Below are 14,402 nucleotides of genomic sequence, written 5' to 3'. Positions count from 1 at the left end.
GTTCTTTTCTCTTTTAATTGGGCAGAATCTCCATATGTGGTTGCCTCCTTATTTACCAAGTAATGCGGTAATGAAGAAACTTCTCAAAACATATTAGACAAGGTTGAAGTGCATTCATAACGATTAAAAAAGGCTGACATCTATAATTGTCAGCCCTTCTCAATTCCCACTTTACGTCAGCTCATTGGTTAAACCTATTATTCCTTTGTTTTCAATTGTTTATCTAAATAAAATGTTCCAAACGGTATAAATGCTAAGAAACCAGCCCAAATCCCCCATAAATAAGACCACCGCTTTTTAAACTTAACAAAAACTATCATGATGACATATAAAACAAATAAGAAGCCATGCAAACCCCCAACAATTGTAACTGCAATTGGAAGATCAAGAAAATACTTTAATGGCATTGCAATTAACAGAAGGACTAAATAAGAAATACCCTCTAATATACCAAAAAAACGCAATATCCCAACAGATGTGTTAAACATCCTATCAACTCCAATATTATCCGATTTATACTATTTATTATACATGCATCTCCACTTCCGAAAACGATAATCTTTGACAATTTCCCAACAGAAAAAGAGAATAGACACAGTACAACCTTATGTATCGTTGCAGTGTGTCTATCCCATTTCATTTCTACATATATCCCGTATCATACAATCTAGACAAAAACGACTAATTTCCCTTCACTTTAAACTTATGAATGATTTCTTCTAGTTCATAAATCGTGCTTGATAGTGAAGCAGCTAAATCCCCTAATTCTTCAGCAGCTGCTGCCTGTTCTTCTGTTGTGGCAGTTACCTCTTCTGTTGTTGATGAGGATACTTCTGCAACCTCAACCATTTCATTGATTGCTATTTCAACCTTTTCTTTATTTGTGTTAATCTTTCCAATCGACGCCTCTACATAATTAATTTCGCTTATAATTGAATCTGTTCCCTCTAGGATATTTTCGAATGACTTTTGGGTATGATGAATCGAATTTGTTTGTTCGTTAAATAACGTTATCGTTGTTTTAACTAATTCAACTGATCGTTTTGTTTGATTTAAAATACTTGCAATGACTTGTTCAATTCTCATTGAAGAGCTCTTTGTTTGATCAGCGAGCTTACGAATTTCCTTAGCAACAACAGCAAATCCAAGACCAGCCTCACCAGCTCTAGCAGCCTCAATACTTGCATTAAGAGATAATAAATTCGTTTCCTCACTAACACTCTTAATCATTTCCACGATGTCTTTTATTTGAGTAATTTCCTTATTTAAGGCATTCATCGTCATATCCACTTGTCCGATATTTGCACCCATCTCATTATTTTTATCCGTTAAGTCTTTTATCGTTTCAATCGATTGGCTACTAAGCTTTTTCGTCGTTTCTGTGATCGTTGATACTTTTTCCATATTGTTGGCTACTTCAACGATTTCACTAGAAAGCTCCTTCATTTCTCGATTCGTTCTTTCAGAATAGTCAACCTGACTAACTGCGCCCTTTGCAACTTCTTCAATTGCGCTAGCAATTTGTTCAGATGAGGAAGCGGATTCTTCTGCAATCCTCTTGAGATCATTTGCACGATTAACAGCATATGTCGAAACCTTTTTATTTTCTTCGATCATCAACGTGATATTGTCAATCATGTTATTAAAACTTTGTCCCAGCTGGCCTGCTTCATTTTTATATAAGTAATCAGCTCTATTTGTTAAATCACCTTTTTCAGCCTCTTTCATGATCGTGACAACTTTATTAATTGGTCTGATCATACTTTTCGCAATAAAGATACTAACAAAAACGGATAAAAGAACAAATGCCAAGATTATGATATAAACAAGATAAATAACATCATGTATGTCTTTTAATAAATATGATTTTGAGGTTGAAACAGAAACCTGCCAGCCATTTTCACTTTCAATTGTGGATACTAAATATTCTTCACTATTTTTATGATTTTCATATTTACTACCTACTAATTCCTTTTTATTACTAGAAATGATAATGCCGTTTTCATTAATAATGGAGATATCTCTCCCAGAATTCTTCTCATCATTTTCAAAGACCTCTTGAAATAACTGTACATCAGCCATAAGGATAAGGGTCCCAATGTTATCATACTCTCTAATCAAGTAAATATTTTTATAATTATTTTCTAGACCAGAAGCCCAAAATACTGAACCAGATAATTCCTCTACTTTTTCAGGGATGTCGGAATTAAGATAGTTTTCGATGTCAAATTCTTCTGCTGCATTTGTTTTACCATAAACTGTTTTTTCGTCATTAACAAAGAGTATGGCCTTTGCATTTTTGTTAGTAAAGGTAATACTTGAAAAATACTCCGTTATTTCTCTTTGCTTATTAAAAAGTTCATACTCCGTCGATCCTTCATCATTATCCAATTGTTCCATTAAGTCCATATTTGAGAAGGGAACTAACGTAATATTTTCAAATTCTTTTAGTGCATGATTTACATTTTTCGTGACTTGAACACCTATATCTTCATTCATATCAGATACTTTGTTTTCAATTGTATTCGAAGAAACAATATAAACAACATTTCCGATGATAACACTTGGAATGATCGTAAATAAAAGTAAGAAAAAGATTATTTTAGATTTAAGTGTCATCCCCTTTAGATTAGGAAAAAATTTTGTTCTCGTTCTTTTCTCTTTTTGTATATTATGTTTGTGAGTGGAATCCTTGTTATTATTAGCTTTTTTCTTCAATATCGCTAACCCCTTTGAATATATTTTCCTAATATTCCGTCAAGTTAAAATAAAAATAAATATGAATATGAATCTACTTCCTCACTATATTAGGCTAGTAAGAAACGTTATTTACTTCTAGTATTCTCCCACATATGTATCCGTTTTCAATTATACTATAATTCGACCGTTTTTCAGCATAAAAATATTTGTTTTTCGACTAAACCTAGTAATATTATCCTGTTTTTTATTCAGGACTTTAATAACGAATAACTTTTAATAATTCTATTAGTCTGCTTAAGCGCTGGACTCGATGTTAAAGTGTTAGCCACAGTACATGCACTTTATATTTTCCGAACCAAAAAGAAATAGACTCAGCCCATAAAAAAGAGGTCCAACTCATTTTTTGAGTTGAACCTCTTTTTGCTTTATACTCTTAAATTGCTAACGTTTCATCAGAGTTTTCTGCTTTTTTTCTTTGGCGTTTTGCTTTTTTAAAGTGTAGTAGCTCATAAATAACTGGGATGACCACTAACGTTAATATAGTCGCGACACTTAGTCCTCCAATTACAACAACAGCTAGACTTGCAGAAACCAAGTTCCCCGCTTCAGCTTCTTTAAACAATAATGGAAGCATTGCTGAGATTGTTGCTACAGCTGTCATAATGATCGGACGCATTCTAATTGTAGCAGCCTCGACAATTGCATCTCTAATAATCATTGATTGTTCATTTTGTTTTACTCGGTCAAGTAGGACAATTGCATTCGTCACAACAATACCAATTAACATCAGAGCCCCTAGTAGTGCTGTAATATCTACAGAAATCCCGCTTATTATAATTCCTAAAATTGCCCCGATCGCTGCAAGTGGTAAAGAGCATAGGATCGCGATAGGTGCACGGATTGTTTTAAAGGTAATCACCATAATTAGGAATACAATTCCAATCGATGCAAGCATTGTCATAAATAAATCATTAAATTCGTTGGCTTGATCAACACTAGCCCCACCAACAAGTACTTCCATATTATCAGGAATGTTTAATCCTTCTTCTGTCTTATCTCCTAAGATCCGTTTATTTATTTCAGTTGAAATCGTCGATAGTTTTTCAGGATCTACCGTTGCTGTAACCCTTACATATTGCTCACCATCTTTGTGGAATGTACTAGTAGGTTCTTCTGTCTGCTTTAACTCCGCTACCTTCGAAATGGAAGTCATACCACTAGCTGTCATAATCGGAACATTTGATAATTCTTTTTCAGTGTCAGGATTGAAGACTGGTTCAAGCATAACCATCGTTTGCAGTCCATTCATTTCAATTGTACCCAACGGTGTTTGATTTAGCATGACCGCAGCTTGTTGCGCAACTTGATCTGCTTTTGCCAATCCTGGATCGACGACAAATGAATAGACTGCTTTGGTTTCATCTTGGTTGGAGCTTACCTTCTCAATCCCTTCAATATCATTAATCTCGGCTTGAACTTTTTCTGATACAGAAATAAGTTCATCTTCATTATCACCAATGACATCAATCGTGATTGATGTAGAACCACCGCCCATTAGTGTAGCCTCAGTAACCTCTAATGTAGCACTATCATACTCATCTTTTTGAGTATTTACTTTATCTATAAAGGCTCCCATATCAGCATCTTCTTCTAAAATCGTCATAATTTGCGTTTGAGTTGGATTACCTACGGCACCGTATTTAGCAGCATCTTCTGAATTTCCAAGCTGCAAATATAATTTATCAACGCCATCTTGTTTTAACACATATTCCTCAAGTTTCAAAGACTCTTCTTTTACTTTTTCAATTGGGGTTTCATTAGGGTATTTTAACGAAACAAATACATAATCAGCTTTAGTTTTGTTTACAGAACCTTTTGGAAGTACCAAATACCCTCCGACTGATCCGGCGAACAAAATGATAGCTGTTACTAAAACAACCCATTTATGATTTAATGACCATGTTAAAAACTTTGCAAATCCTGGAGATGGTTTGTGCTCTTTAATTTTTGCGTGTTTAAGTAAGGCAGCACTCATAACAGGTACGACTGTAATCGCTACGATTAAAGAAGCTAAAAGTGAATACGTAATCGTCAAGGCGAAAGGAAGTAGGAAATCCTGTAAGCTTCCACTTAATAATCCCATTGGTAAAAATACAGCAACAGTTGTCAGAGTGGACGATGTAATTGCTGAGCCAACTTCTTTAGTTGCTTCAATGACCATTTTGATCGTGAATTTTTCATTCTGTGCTCTTCTAAAAATGTTCTCAATGACTACGATACTATCATCTACAAGACGACCTACAGCAACAGCTACCCCACCTAGTGTTAAGATATTTAACGTCACACCAGACTGTGCAAGAAGGAATAAAGTAAATCCTAATGAAAGCGGGATCGACACAATTGTAATAAGTGTTGAACGTAGATTTCGTAAGAAAAGCATAATCACGATTGTCGCAAAAAGTGCACCTAATAAGACTTCTTTAATCATACTGTGAACAGATGACTCTACCGAATCAGCTGAAGCTAATACAACGGTTGTTTCAAGATTATCGTACTTATCATTCACTTCTTCTGATACTTTTTCCGCTTCTTTACTAATTGTTACCGCATTTGAATTACTATCTTTTGTGATGACGAATAGTAATCCATCCTTACCATTGACACGTGTAAGATTATTTTCTTGTTTATCAACTGTAATGCTTGCTACATCCTTTAGTGGTACTTTCGGAATAATTTCTGTATCCTCAAGTTTTTCAATCGTATTTATATCACCAACAACTTTTATATTTGCTGCCTTATTATCAATATTTTTTTCACCAACTGCAGTTGCAATATTTTGACCCTGGAGCAGTGGCATGATATTTTCAAGCGTGACTTGCTTTTCTGCCATCTTCTTTTCGTCTAATTCAACAGATACATATGAAGGAATCGTTCCATTCGTTTGAATATCTGAAACACCATCGATTTCTTTAAAATATGGGACAATTTCATCTTCTGCATATTGAATGGTTTCAGGATTAATTCCTTCATCAAACGTTAACGCAATGTAGGAAACAGGGATCATAGACGTGTTCAATTGAACAATATTTGGTTTCATCACATTTGCTGGTAATTGTACATTTGCTAATGCATCCTCAATTTCACGCTTTGCTTCTTTTTTGTCAACATTTGACTCAAAGTGAATATCAACGGATGAATAGCCATCCCCAGTGGTAGAAAACACATTGGTCTTTCCATTAACACTATCTACAGCATTTTCAATCGGATTCGTTACTTGATCCTCCATCAAGCTTGCATCTAATCCTTCTCCCATTGCAACAACTGAAATAAATGGTTGATCAGCAGATGGTAAAAACTCCATCGGTAATCGAAAATAACTTAAAACCCCCATTACTAAGATAAGCAGAGACATTATGGCAATAGCAGCTTTGTTCCTAAATGACCATTTCGTAAACCAAGACATTTAATATTAACTCCTTCCAAATTTCTTTTCCTTTAAAATTGTTTTCTTTGACTCCTCCCTAATCATAGGGAAATTTTGTCATATTCAGTTAGTTACTACAGTCACTATTTTAATAACAAAATGTGGAAGAGTTAAATGACTTAAGGTGTAAAACCTTCTAAGGCTTAAGACGTATATTGGAAAAGAGTAAGCGCCAATTGTTATATCAGATATTACGAATATCCAGAAACTCAGATACCTGTTGCATAATGCATTGTAATACTGGGATATAATAACAGAATCAAAGTTAATGTTTAGATTTAGAATAATTCGAAAACCTTTATGGTGATAAAAATGAAGCAGGAAAAAATAAGTGCACTCCAACTTTTTTATGTGATCATTGGTTTTGAAATAGGAAATACAATGATATTTGGGATTGGATCAGGAGCAAAGCAGGATGCTTGGATAGCTATTGGAGCAGGCATGTTATGCGGTCTGATATTAATGTTCGTCTATACTAAATTATCTGATTATTATCCTGATGATACTATAATCCAGATGATCCCTAAAATTATTGGTAAGTATCTTGCATACCCTGTAATTTTAATTTATATCCTTTATTTTACTTTTCTCGCCTCAACTGCTTGCCGAGATTTTGGGGAGCTGATTGTCTCATCGATCTTAGTTGAAACCCCAATTGTTATCATTATAGGGAGTTTTATGGTGTTGATGATTTATTGCCTAAGAGGTGGTGTTGAGACGTTTGGACGTATGGGGGAAGTAGTCTTTCCAGTTTATATGATTGCAACCATAGTCGTTTGGTTGCTTTTATTAAGTGTGGAAGAATTCAGCCTTAATAACCTTACTCCTGTATTAGGTAATGGTGTAAAACCAGTATTAAAAGAAGTTTTTCCTTATACGATCACTTTCCCATTTGGTGAAACCATCATTATTACAATGTTTTTTCCTATTTTGAATAAAAAAAAGAACACCAAGTGGGTAGGAATAGCGGTAATTTTGATTGGGGGTATTTTGTTAACCATAAATTCAATTTTGAACATCTCAGTTTTAGGTCCAGAAGTTTATGCCAACCAGCTATTCCCACTTCTTGCATCTACAAAACAAGTTTCTATTGCCGATTTTCTTGAACGATTTGATGCATTAATCATTTTACTGATTGTATCAGGTGTATTTTTTAAGGTAGGTGGGTGGACGTACGGTGCTTCTGTAGGTATTTCTCAATTATTTAACATAAAGGATACCCGCTCAATATTACTATCAATGGGTACAATTATTATTCCTTTATCACTCTTATATGGTAATGATTTTGTTAAAGCTATAGAGGTTGGTAAAGAATTCATTACCATCTATTTACATATCCCATTACAAATTATTGTACCAATACTATTGTTATGTATCGCCTTTATCCGTAAAAAGTTCAATGCAAAAGTTTAATGCCATTCTCACACTTTTAGAGAATGGCTTTTTAATGGGACTCAATTTATATATTAAGACCTGAGTACTCAATATATAAAAGTTGAACATATCTTTACTTTTGCATCTATCTTATTCCATGCTTTATCTTTTTCTTGCAATTTTAAAGCCATTGTCGATTTCATTAAAGCCGATTCGCGGATAATATCCCATTGCTTCTTGTGAAGCTAATAATAATAATGCTACTTCTTCTCCTAATTCATCCTTTAACAAGGAGATAAGTTCTTTACCAATCCCATTTTTCTGATAGTTTTTATTAACGGCTAAGTCAGATAAATAGCAGCAATAGCTAAAATCCGTAATCGCCCTGGCAATCCCAACTAACTGATTACCATCCCATGCTGAAATAAGGATGTCTGCGTGCTCGATCATTCGTCCGAGTCTTGGTAGATCATCTACTGGCCGTTTTATTCCAGATGCTTTGAAAACCGATGATAATTCCAGAGCGTTTATTTCCGCATTAACTTTATAGGTTATTTGTACAGTCATAATCATTCTCCTTCTTAAAAGTATTTATTACCGAAATAATAATTAGCTGTTCAGTATTTTCTTAGGAAGATAACGAAAAAAATAGACCTCTAAATTTACAGAAGAGTATTCCTTTGAATGAATACATACCATGCATTAGAGGTCAATATTATAGAATTATGTTAACTACCTTTATTACTTTCCTTCACAAACTTCAATAAAGGCTTTCATATAATCGGGAAGATCTGGTGGACGTCTACTTGAAATCAGATGGCCGTCGACAACAACCGCTTCGTCTAGCCACTTAGCCCCTGCATTTTCCATATCATCACGAATTCCAGGTGTGCTTGTTACGGTTTTACCATTCAATATTTTAGCAGAGATTAAAACCCATCCTGCATGACAAATCTGTCCAATTGGTTTCTTTTTCTCTTCCATATGTTGCACAATGTCAATTACCTCTTTAAACCTGCGAAGCTTATCTGGAGCCCATCCTCCTGGAACTAGCAAGGCATCATATACGCTCGGGTCAATATCTTGAAATGCATAATCAGATTTAGCTGGTACACCATATTTCCCTTTATATGTATATCCTGCATCTTCTCCTGCTAAATCAACGATTGCCCCTTCTTCACGTAAGCGATGGATCGGATACCATAGCTCTAAATCTTCAAAATCCTCATGAACGAAGCTTAATACCTTTTTACCTACTAATTTCATTTAATTCGCTCCCCCTTGAATTTTCTTTAATCTTAACTTAACCCATGTAGCAGGGAAATACAAATTGTTTGAATATAATCTCTTTGCAATTCTTAACATAATTTATAAGCCGGTGCTGTTCCTTTTTCTACTAAAAAGCCATAAAGGTCATTTTCAACCTCTATGGCTAATATTCCATATCAACTAATAAACTTGCAGTATGCTCGTCAGTTATTAATACATTTGCATACTTGCCTTTTAATGCACCATATATGGCTTCAAGTTTTTTCGGTCCACCCGCTACAAGAATTGATTTCTCCTTTTTAGCTAGTTCATGAAGCTCAATTCCAATCGTGCGATTATTTAAATTCTCTACACAAATTTCCCCATTTTTATCAAAAAATCTTGAGCATATTTCACCAGCAGCTTTTGATTGAATTAAGTGTTTATCTTCCTCTGAGAAATATTCTGCTTGTAATAAAACCGAATCAACTACAGGAGTTCCAACACTAAAAATAGCAATGTTTGCTTGTTTACCTAAGTCAAGAATTTTTCGGATATGTCGATCAGCTTCTATCGCTTGCTTTACTACAATATGGTCAACAATTGCTGGTAACGGTAACAAAAAGGTTTGTGTATGAAATGCTTCACCGAATAAATGAATAATTTCAGAAGCATAGGTCTTTGTTTCTGAATGACTCACCCCACCATTTAACTGGACAACTGTTGTATGACTAATTGGCTTTGGCTTTAGCTTTGTAGCTAGCTCATAAACAGTCGTTCCCCAGGATGTAGCAATGACATCATGATCTTTAACAATTTTATTTAAATAGTTTGCTGCTGTCTCTCCTAAATGCCGTTTAATTAACGTATTGTCATACTCTGAAACTGAGGCAACTACAACTTCCTTCAAGGAAAACTTATCCTTTAACCGTTCAGATAATAGCTCGCCAGCTTCAACAGGATTATGAATTTTTATCTCGACAATTCCAGAATCCTTTGCTTGCTTTAATAATCTTGAAACAGTTGGTCTTGACACATCTAATTTTTTTGCAATCTCTTGCTGGCTATAATCTAATTGGTAGTAGAGCCTTGCGACTTCAATTATTTTATTGAGCTTGTCCTTTTCCATTTACACAGCACCTAAATCATGATAATTTGATTGATCCTTTTAAAATAAAAGAGAGAGGCTGACAAAATTACGTATACGTCAGCCTCTTAATATTCCTATTATGCTTCAATAAGTTTCTTCACACGAGCAACAACGTTATCAACAGTAAAGCCGTATTCAGCTAAAATTTTACTTTCTGGAGCAGACGCACCAAAGGTATTAATCGCTAAAATATCGCCTTCGTCACCTGTGTAACGGTCCCAACCAAGTGGTGAAGCCATTTCGATTGCTAAACGTTTCTTCACTTCTTTAGGAAGAACAGAACGTTTGTATTCATCAGACTGAGCTTCAAAACGATTCCATGCTGGCATACTTACAACAGCCGCTTCAATTCCCTCTGTAGCTAATACTGCTTGAGCTTCAACAGCAAGACCAACCTCTGATCCTGATGCTAATAGAAGAACATCTGCTGTTTCTTTACCTGCAGGAGAGATTACATACGCACCTTTTTGAACACCTTCATAGGCAGTTTCTTTTGTATTTTTTATTGTTTTTAAGTTTTGACGAGTTAATACTAGTGCAGTTGGAGTTGAAGTTGATTCAATTGCACTTTTCCAAGCTGCAGCCGTTTCGTTACCATCTGCTGGACGAACTACAGATAGGTTAGGCATTGCACGCAATGATGCAAGCTGTTCGATTGGCTCATGTGTTGGTCCATCTTCACCAACAGCAATACTATCATGTGTAAAGACATATGTTACAGGTAGATTCATTAAAGCTGCTAAACGTATTGCAGGGCGTAAGTAATCAGAGAATACAAAGAATGTACCACCAAATGCGTGTAGTCCGCCATGTAATGCCATACCATTTAAAGCAGCACCCATCGCAAATTCACGCACACCGAACCAAATGTTGCGTCCACCGTAATTCGCACTTGAGAAATCTCCTGCACCACTAATTGTTGTTTTATTAGAACCAGCTAAGTCTGCTGAACCACCAAAGAATGATGGAAGGTTTTTCGCAATTCCATTTAATACTTCACCAGAAGATGCACGTGAAGCTAGACTTGACCCTTCTTCATATACTGGAATATCCTTATCCCAACCTTCAGGAAGCTCACCGCTTATTGCAGTTTTGAATTGTGTCGCAAGCTCTGGAAAATCTTTTTCATAAGCTGCTACTAATTCATTCCACTCGTTTTCTTTCGCTGCTCCTGCTTCTTTAACTGTTTTATTAAAGTGATCATATACTTCACTTGGAACATGGAAATCTTCTTCAAATGTCCAGTTATATGCTTCTTTCGTTAATTTGATTTCATCTGCACCAAGTGGAGAACCGTGTGAAGCAGATTTACCAGATTTATTAGGAGAACCGTATCCAATTGTTGTTCTAACTTCGATCAATGTTGGACGATCTAAATCTTGCTTCGACTGTTCAATCGCATTTGAAATTTCGTTCAGATCATTTCCGTCTTCAACACGGATGACTTGCCATCCTTGTGCAGTAAAACGTTGCTCTACATTTTCAGAGAATGATTTGTGTAAATCACCATCTAATGAAATGTCATTTGAATCATAAAGAACAACAAGACGGCCTAATTTTAAATGAGCTGCTAATGAAGCTGCTTCTGAAGAAATACCTTCCATTAAGTCCCCATCACCACAGATTGCATATGTGAAATGATCAACAACATTGTAAGATGGCTTGTTGTAAGTCTCTGCCAAGTGACGCTCAGCCATTGCCATACCTACTGCCATCGCAATTCCTTGTCCTAATGGACCAGTTGTTGCATCAACACCTGCAGTGTGACCGTACTCTGGGTGACCTGGAGTTTTACTACCCCATTGTCTAAATGATTTTAAATCGTCAATCGTTAAGTCATGACCAGTTAAATGGAGTAAGCTGTATAAAAGCATTGATCCATGACCTGCAGAAAGAACAAAACGATCACGATTAAACCAGCTTGGATTTGATGGGCTGATATTCATAAATTTTGTCCAAAGAGTGTAAGCCATTGGTGCTGCACCCATCGGCATTCCAGGATGTCCTGAATTTGCTTTTTCAATTGCATCAATAGATAATGTACGAATTGTTTCAATTGATAACTTTTCTGTTTGTGTTAATTCACTCATTATTTTGTAACCTCCGAGATTTTATTTGTTTGTGTATACATTACTTGATTGCCTTGAATAACTAATTGACCTGAAGGCTGATCAGATAAACTCCAATCAACTACTGCCTTTTTCAATTGATTAGCAATAAGTCTGTCTAATGCGGTAGGATATGGTCCTCCGCATTGGGATTCATCGATCTCAACTATTTTCCAATCAAGATCAAATTCTTCAAAGTGTACTTCTAATTTAACCGGATCCACTGTGTGGTCCATCAATAAGAAAGTATACCCTTCTTTATTCGCTTCTTTCTTCCTAATATGCTGTTTTATGTAAGCAATTTCTTCCTCGTTAGCATTTGTCACAACTTTTGCTTCAACTGCTAATGCTGAATTCAGCAATAAGTTGGATGAGCCAAATCCAGGAATTTGCACATTAAATACTCTCACTTTTCCATATGATAATGAACTAGCAGTATCTCTAACACTTTCAATATTTTTAACAATAGAGTTTAATGCAGTATCATACCCTAAGGTTGATTGCGATCCATCTACATTATTAAAAATACTTACTGGCACGTGTAATTGCTTCGGTGAAGATTGATTAATTTCAACTTCACTTCCACCTAAAAAAATAATTTTATTCAATTTTGATAGCTTATTTGCTATTTCTTGGGATCGTTCATTCCAAATATCAATAGGAAAACTACGTAATACACAGCTATCTGATCCTAAATTTGCTGTTATGCCCTCAGTTTTTAATTCTCTGAGCTCTATATCTTTTGACATTCGATTGCATTCGATTGCATATATCGTTTTCTCTTGTCTGGATAGTCCTTCTATAAGGGTACGAACGATCTGAGCTGTACCTGCTGAAGCCCAACCAAAATGAACTACACCTATCATCTACGTTACCCCCTTTAGAAAGAAATTTCGTTCACTACTAACTGAACATTTGTTACATTGATTAGTATACATGATATGAAGAAAAAGATAAATACATAAAAACACTAATTTTCAAAAAACTTATTAGGATTAGGAAATTCACTCACTGAACACAAAGAACGACCACACATTTGTAGTGGTCGTTCTTATTATAAGCATGTTCGTCATATCCTATTAATATTAAATCACACCATTGGTAACCTAATAATAAATGACGTAGACTCTTGATTTGATTCACAGTTTATCAAGCCTTTATGCTTTTCAATTAGTGTTTTACATACGTATAGTCCTATACCAGTTCCTAAACTTTTCGTCGTATAAAAGGGTTCAAATATAGCCTCCTTCATTTCAACAGGAATTTCAGGACCATTATTAGTGATCGTAAATACAATTGATTCTTGTTTATTTTCACAAGAAATTGCCAATTGACGGTTGGATGATCTATGCTTTAATGCATCTATTGAATTTAAAATTATATTAACTAGAACTTGTTTCACTTCATCTTTTACTGCGATAATTTTACAGGTTGAATCTATGTTTGTTTTAACGTCCACATCACCATCAACGATACTCGGGTATAAAAATGAAAGAATTTCATTAAATAAGTCTTCCATCTTGATTTCTTCTTGATGTTTATCAACAATCTCAAGTCTAGACGCATGTAGGAATTGTGTAATCCTAAATTTTAACTGATCGAGTTCATGCTCTATTGTTTCCATGTATTTAAGAGAGGGGTTTTCCATCTTTAAAAGCTTAATAAAGCCTATTACTGCTGTTAGAGGATTTCTAAACTCATGAACAAAGCTCGAGGACATTTGACCAAGGAGGGATAATCGATCTTTGTGAGATTGGTTGATAAATACCACCTTTTCCTTTAAATCTAAATCTTTTAATTCTGTGTATCTTGTTACAGCATGGTAGCAAAAGCGATCAAACTGTTCATTAATATTATCAATGATAGGTTGTAAATCCTTAATAGTTATACCTGATTTAGTAACGTATTTTATGACTGCACTTCTTCCTAAATTAACATTATAGACAAATTCCCCAATATTGCTGTTACTTAAAGCACGCTCCTTTGCCACCTTATAAGCAAGCTCTTTTACTTCTTCGTCCAATACAGATTGTGTAATGGAACGTTTAATTAACATATACATTTGGTAACCATTTTGCGTGACATTTTCCTTATAAATATCTTCTTCATGTATGATGATACTTTCTTCCCATAATGTCAGAAAAGCTTCTTCAGACTCTTCAAGGAATTGAATCAATTTTTCTTTTGTTAAAACCTCTGATTCAGATGCTAAACTCAAATAATACCACCACTTTCATTGTTTCAGATATTTAGTAATAAATTTAGACAAAACTTGATAAAAACCTTCTTTATTTTTTTTGAATTTCAAATTTATTTTTCGAAAAATATATTTTATATT

General features: G+C 34.8%; 10 protein-coding genes. 1 reads left to right on the top strand and 9 read right to left on the bottom strand.

The window, feature by feature from the left end; genetic code table 11:
• Nucleotides 1-197: 197 nt before the first annotated feature.
• The 3 genes from WCV66_RS07485 to WCV66_RS07475 all read right to left on the bottom strand — a co-directional run bounded on the left by WCV66_RS07485 (nucleotide 198) and on the right by WCV66_RS07475 (nucleotide 6,163).
• Nucleotides 198-488, bottom strand: coding sequence for a DUF3817 domain-containing protein (locus WCV66_RS07485; RefSeq protein ID WP_338788502.1), 291 nt, complete (start codon nucleotides 486-488; stop codon nucleotides 198-200).
• Nucleotides 489-681: 193 nt separating this feature from the next.
• A complete protein-coding gene (locus tag WCV66_RS07480) occupies nucleotides 682-2,718 on the bottom strand; it encodes a methyl-accepting chemotaxis protein (RefSeq protein ID WP_338788501.1) in 2,037 nt (678 codons plus the stop codon).
• A gap of 415 nt (nucleotides 2,719-3,133) precedes the next feature.
• Nucleotides 3,134-6,163: an efflux RND transporter permease subunit gene (locus WCV66_RS07475; protein ID WP_338788500.1), complete on the bottom strand. Its 3,030-nt coding sequence runs from the start codon at nucleotides 6,161-6,163 to the stop codon at nucleotides 3,134-3,136.
• A gap of 333 nt (nucleotides 6,164-6,496) precedes the next feature.
• Between WCV66_RS07475 and WCV66_RS07470 the strand changes: the two genes are divergently transcribed.
• Nucleotides 6,497-7,597, top strand: coding sequence for an endospore germination permease (locus WCV66_RS07470; protein ID WP_338788497.1), 1,101 nt, complete (start codon nucleotides 6,497-6,499; stop codon nucleotides 7,595-7,597).
• 123 nt (nucleotides 7,598-7,720) lie between these two features.
• Here WCV66_RS07470 and WCV66_RS07465 read toward each other — a convergent pair whose 3' ends face one another.
• From WCV66_RS07465 to WCV66_RS07440, 6 genes are all read right to left on the bottom strand, one after another.
• Complete coding sequence (locus WCV66_RS07465) at nucleotides 7,721-8,125, bottom strand: GNAT family N-acetyltransferase (RefSeq protein WP_338788496.1); 405 nt, start codon at nucleotides 8,123-8,125, stop codon at nucleotides 7,721-7,723.
• 174 nt (nucleotides 8,126-8,299) lie between these two features.
• Nucleotides 8,300-8,824, bottom strand: coding sequence for a type 1 glutamine amidotransferase domain-containing protein (locus tag WCV66_RS07460; protein ID WP_066329798.1), 525 nt, complete (start codon nucleotides 8,822-8,824; stop codon nucleotides 8,300-8,302).
• 166 nt (nucleotides 8,825-8,990) lie between these two features.
• Nucleotides 8,991-9,935: a sugar-binding transcriptional regulator gene (locus WCV66_RS07455; protein WP_338788495.1), complete on the bottom strand. Its 945-nt coding sequence runs from the start codon at nucleotides 9,933-9,935 to the stop codon at nucleotides 8,991-8,993.
• Nucleotides 9,936-10,033: 98 nt separating this feature from the next.
• Nucleotides 10,034-12,046 carry a transketolase gene (tkt, locus tag WCV66_RS07450; RefSeq protein ID WP_066329791.1) on the bottom strand — a complete coding sequence of 671 codons (2,013 nt, stop codon included), beginning with the start codon at nucleotides 12,044-12,046 and terminating at the stop codon, nucleotides 10,034-10,036.
• Nucleotides 12,046-12,930 (bottom strand): 6-phosphofructokinase, encoded by an 885-nt coding sequence (locus tag WCV66_RS07445; RefSeq protein ID WP_338788494.1) that lies wholly within the window; start codon nucleotides 12,928-12,930, stop codon nucleotides 12,046-12,048. Before WCV66_RS07445 ends, tkt begins: the two co-directional genes overlap by 1 nt.
• 224 nt (nucleotides 12,931-13,154) lie before the next feature.
• Nucleotides 13,155-14,282, bottom strand: coding sequence for a histidine kinase N-terminal domain-containing protein (locus tag WCV66_RS07440; protein WP_338788493.1), 1,128 nt, complete (start codon nucleotides 14,280-14,282; stop codon nucleotides 13,155-13,157).
• Between the last annotated feature and the right edge of the window lie 120 nt (nucleotides 14,283-14,402).

The sequence above is a fragment of the Metabacillus rhizosphaerae genome (assembly GCF_037201795.1).
GTDB lineage: Bacteria > Bacillota > Bacilli > Bacillales > Bacillaceae > Metabacillus > Metabacillus rhizosphaerae.
Note: the sequence above shows the minus strand (reverse complement) of the source record. Positions and strands in the feature narration are given on the sequence as shown.

Coding starts and splice junctions, on each gene's coding strand:
- WCV66_RS07465 (WP_338788496.1), bottom strand. CDS start 8,125: ATGACTGTACAAATAACCTATAAAGTTAATGCGGAAATAAACGCTCTG.
- WCV66_RS07485 (WP_338788502.1), bottom strand. CDS start 488: ATGTTTAACACATCTGTTGGGATATTGCGTTTTTTTGGTATATTAGAG.
- WCV66_RS07445 (WP_338788494.1), bottom strand. CDS start 12,930: ATGATAGGTGTAGTTCATTTTGGTTGGGCTTCAGCAGGTACAGCTCAG.
- WCV66_RS07455 (WP_338788495.1), bottom strand. CDS start 9,935: ATGGAAAAGGACAAGCTCAATAAAATAATTGAAGTCGCAAGGCTCTAC.
- WCV66_RS07460 (WP_066329798.1), bottom strand. CDS start 8,824: ATGAAATTAGTAGGTAAAAAGGTATTAAGCTTCGTTCATGAGGATTTT.
- WCV66_RS07470 (WP_338788497.1), top strand. CDS start 6,497: ATGAAGCAGGAAAAAATAAGTGCACTCCAACTTTTTTATGTGATCATT.
- WCV66_RS07475 (WP_338788500.1), bottom strand. CDS start 6,163: ATGTCTTGGTTTACGAAATGGTCATTTAGGAACAAAGCTGCTATTGCC.
- tkt (WP_066329791.1), bottom strand. CDS start 12,046: ATGAGTGAATTAACACAAACAGAAAAGTTATCAATTGAAACAATTCGT.